This window comes from bacterium (assembly GCA_023135785.1).
Classification (GTDB): Bacteria; CAIJMQ01; CAIJMQ01; order CAIJMQ01; family CAIJMQ01; genus CAZNJA01.
In genome coordinates this window covers 1-3,234 of sequence record JAGLSL010000051.1, presented here as the reverse complement: position 1 = coordinate 3,234, position 3,234 = coordinate 1, and the positions used below count along the sequence as shown (strand labels likewise).

The 3,234-nt window shown below is 40.0% G+C and carries 3 protein-coding genes; 2 read left to right on the top strand and 1 reads right to left on the bottom strand.

The window, feature by feature from the left end; translation table 11 throughout:
* Nucleotides 1-249: 249 nt before the first annotated feature.
* Nucleotides 250-843, bottom strand: coding sequence for a hypothetical protein (locus KAS42_04260; GenBank protein MCK4905437.1), 594 nt, complete (start codon nucleotides 841-843; stop codon nucleotides 250-252).
* A gap of 481 nt (nucleotides 844-1,324) precedes the next feature.
* Between KAS42_04260 and prfB the strand changes: the two genes are divergently transcribed.
* Together prfB and KAS42_04250 are read left to right on the top strand one after the other, a co-directional pair.
* On the top strand, nucleotides 1,325-2,386 hold the full coding sequence (gene prfB / locus KAS42_04255) for a peptide chain release factor 2 (protein ID MCK4905436.1): 1,062 nt from the start codon (nucleotides 1,325-1,327) through the stop codon (nucleotides 2,384-2,386).
* Between the two features lie 187 nt (nucleotides 2,387-2,573).
* Nucleotides 2,574-3,234 (top strand): threonylcarbamoyl-AMP synthase (locus KAS42_04250; GenBank protein ID MCK4905435.1); only part of this gene is annotated, 661 nt, incomplete at its 3' end.

Sequence of the window (3,234 nt, the reverse complement as noted above, 5' to 3'; positions counted from 1 at the left end):
GTCGTTTCTCTCCCTCGCAATGACAGGGAAGGGAATGACAAGAAAATGGATTCCTGCTTACTGCACGCAGGAATGACAGATTGTATTGGATTCTCGCATTCGCGGGAATGACAGGGTGAAGGGGCTAAGTCTTAAGTTTTTAGTCTAAACTTATAATTGATAAATGCTCATTGTAGATTGCTAAATGCAGTTGGTCTTTGGTCTTTGGTCTTCAGTCTATAGTCTAAGGTCTATTTATTTATCCGTGGTTTATTTATCTCTGAATCCTGCCTGAATTTCTTCGGCGCGTTGCAGGAATGCGTCTGTATCTGTGACGCCGAATTCTTCGGCGAGTGAGGTCCATTGATAGTCGGTATATTTAGCATATAGTTCGCCTAGTGTAAGCCATTCTTCGGCGATTTCGTTTCTGATTTTGGTTCTTTCTGCTCTTTCTGCAGTCCTGAAGGTTTCGCTTAGTTTAAATATGTTATTGTAGCTTTTTTTCATGTCGATAAAGATATTTGCTTCGTATTCTGTTTTGGCTCCTGCTATGCGATTATCAAGGGTTTTGTAGGTATTTTCTCTTATGGTTGTTTTCACTTCTTCGATTTCTTTTTGTGTAGGTTCTTTTGTTTGTTTTGCTTCTTCGCCTGATTGCATCTGGTCAGGAGTGGTAATGTGTTCTTTTAACAGGTCGTTGTATGTTTTTTCAAGCGAGATATATTTTTCGTTTAGTTCGGACATTGAGGCAACAGATTTTTGAAGCGCTTTGTTTCTGGTGATTAATGCCACATCGCTTGCGACTACTCCCAGACCGAGCAGACATATGATGATATATAATACTAAATTTTTTGGATTTTTCATTTTATTTCTCCCGTAGTACTCTTCTGATTAAATCAGAAGAGTACGAACTCCCCCCTGCTTTGATTTCAAAGAAATTAAGGGGGGATTTATTTCCCCCAAGCTATTAATAAAATAAACTCAACTCTTTGGGTATCTCCTCCCACAGTACTCTCGTTGGAGTACGAAGTCCCCCCTGCTAGTTTTGCTTTTGCACTTCCCTGATTTCTACCGAAATCAAACTGGGAGTACTTTGCAAAACTAGGGGGCAAGGTCCCCTAGTCTTGTTTCCCTTGGGGAAACAGAGGGGAGATAACTTCCCCACCGATTTTGATTTTGTTGGGATCCATTCTCCCAAAGTCGTTAGTATATTATATTCCTCTATCGTTGAATTTTCAATGAATTCAAAATTCAACGATAAGTTTATTATTTTTAACCCTTTAACCGTTATGTTAAAATCAATGCATTATGGAAGATATAAAACGCAAGTTACGGGATTTCCTAAATAAATTGGAAGACCTTCGGGGGTTTCTTTGACTTGGAAAATAAGACAAAAGAAATCAATAAGTTAAGCAAGGAGCTTGAACAGGAAGGATTTTGGCAGGATGTTGAGAATGCGAAGAAGGTTATGAAGAAGCTTGATTCTTTAAAGGAAACACACGCCAAATGGGATAGGTTGCATAAAGATATAGAAGATGCGGGCGTTCTTTATGAATTGGCGAAAGAAGAAGATGATAAGGGAGTTTTGGATGAGGTTTCGTCTTCTGTTGCAAGGATAGATAAGGAAATAGAGAAATGGCAGTTGGAGGTTTTGTTAGCAGGCAAGTACGATAAGCTGGGTTGTTTCCTTTCGATAAAACCGGGCGCGGGTGGTACGGAGTCGTGCGATTGGGCGCAGATGCTACTTCGGATGTATACAAGATGGGCGGAACGCAACAATATGGCGGCGGAGTTGGTGGATGTTACTGCGGCTGAAGAGGCGGGCATAAAATACGCAAGTTTGCGTTTTTCAAAAGAATTTTCTTACGGTTATCTGAAAGGTGAAAAAGGTATACACAGGTTGGTTAGGGTCTCTCCGTTTGATGCCCAGCACAGGAGGCATACTTCGTTTGCGTCTGTTGAGGTTATACCTAAAATAGATGAGGAGTTTAAACTGGATATAAAAGATGTGGATTTAAGGATAGATACTTTTCGTTCTTCGGGGCCGGGCGGACAGCATGTTAATATGACGGATTCTGCGGTAAGAATAACTCATCTTCCCACAAAAATAGTTGCTCAAGCTCAATCGGAAAAGTCGCAACATCAGAATAAATTTATTGCTATGGAGTTGTTGATGTCGAGGCTTTATAGTCATTTCCAGGAAATAGAAAAAGAGAAGCAGAAAAAGATATTCGGAGAGAAGCAAAATATCCAGTGGGGAAGTCAGGCTCGCAGTTATGTGCTTTATCCTTATACGCTTGTTAAAGACCATCGTACTGGAACCGAACAAACGAATGCGGAAAATGTTTTAGACGGGGATATAGATCCTTTTATTTTCGATTATCTTAGAAACAAGAAAACTGAATAATGAATGGTAATTTACAATCTGTAACTAGTAATTGGTAAAGGGAGAATAAAATTATAGGGCAAGTAATCCCCCCTAGTTTTGCAAAAGCAAAACTAACAGGGGGGACTCCGCACTCCAACAGGAGTGCTACGGGGGGGACTTCGCAATCTTCTTATGTTACTAGAAATAAGAAGATTGCTTCGGGAAAATGGAATATATAAAAATAAATTCAGAGGTGTTGGAAGAAGATGTTCTTTTAAAAGTAAAGACAGTGTTGAAGAATGGCGGAGTAATTGCTTTTCCAACGGATACTGTATATGGTTTGGCGGGAGATTTATTTAGCGAAGATGCAGTAAAAAAAATATATGAAATAAAGGGTAGGGATTATTCTAAACCTTTACCTGTGCTTGTTTGCGATATACAAAGCGTGGCTTTATATGTTGAAAAAATTCCGGATTTTGCGTATAAGTTAATGGAAGCGTTTTGTCCGGGTCCTTTAACGGTGATTCTTAAGAGGAAAGCAGGACTTGATATTTCTCTTAAAACGGATACATTAGGGTTTAGAATTCCGGATTATCCAATGGCGCTTGGTTTGCTTAAGGAATACGGACCGATGGTCTGTACAAGCGCTAATGTGTCGGGTGGAAAAGACGCTGTCAGCGCAGATGAAGTCAGTCAATATTTTGACGGAAAGCCTGCCCGCTTCGCATTAGGCGGGATTGATCTTATTTTAGACGGGGGGGCAACAGTTTTGCAAAGACCCTCTACTATTATTGACTGTACTTCAGATTCGCCAAAAATAATCAGAGAGGGTAAAATTACACGAGAGGATATTGAAAGAGTTATCCCCCCTACATTTCTCATTGTGC

What these genes read in the sequence shown, in the direction of transcription:
- KAS42_04260 (MCK4905437.1), bottom strand. Translation starts at nt 843, where the DNA reads ATGAAAAATCCAAAAAATTTAGTATTATATATCATCATATGTCTGCTC.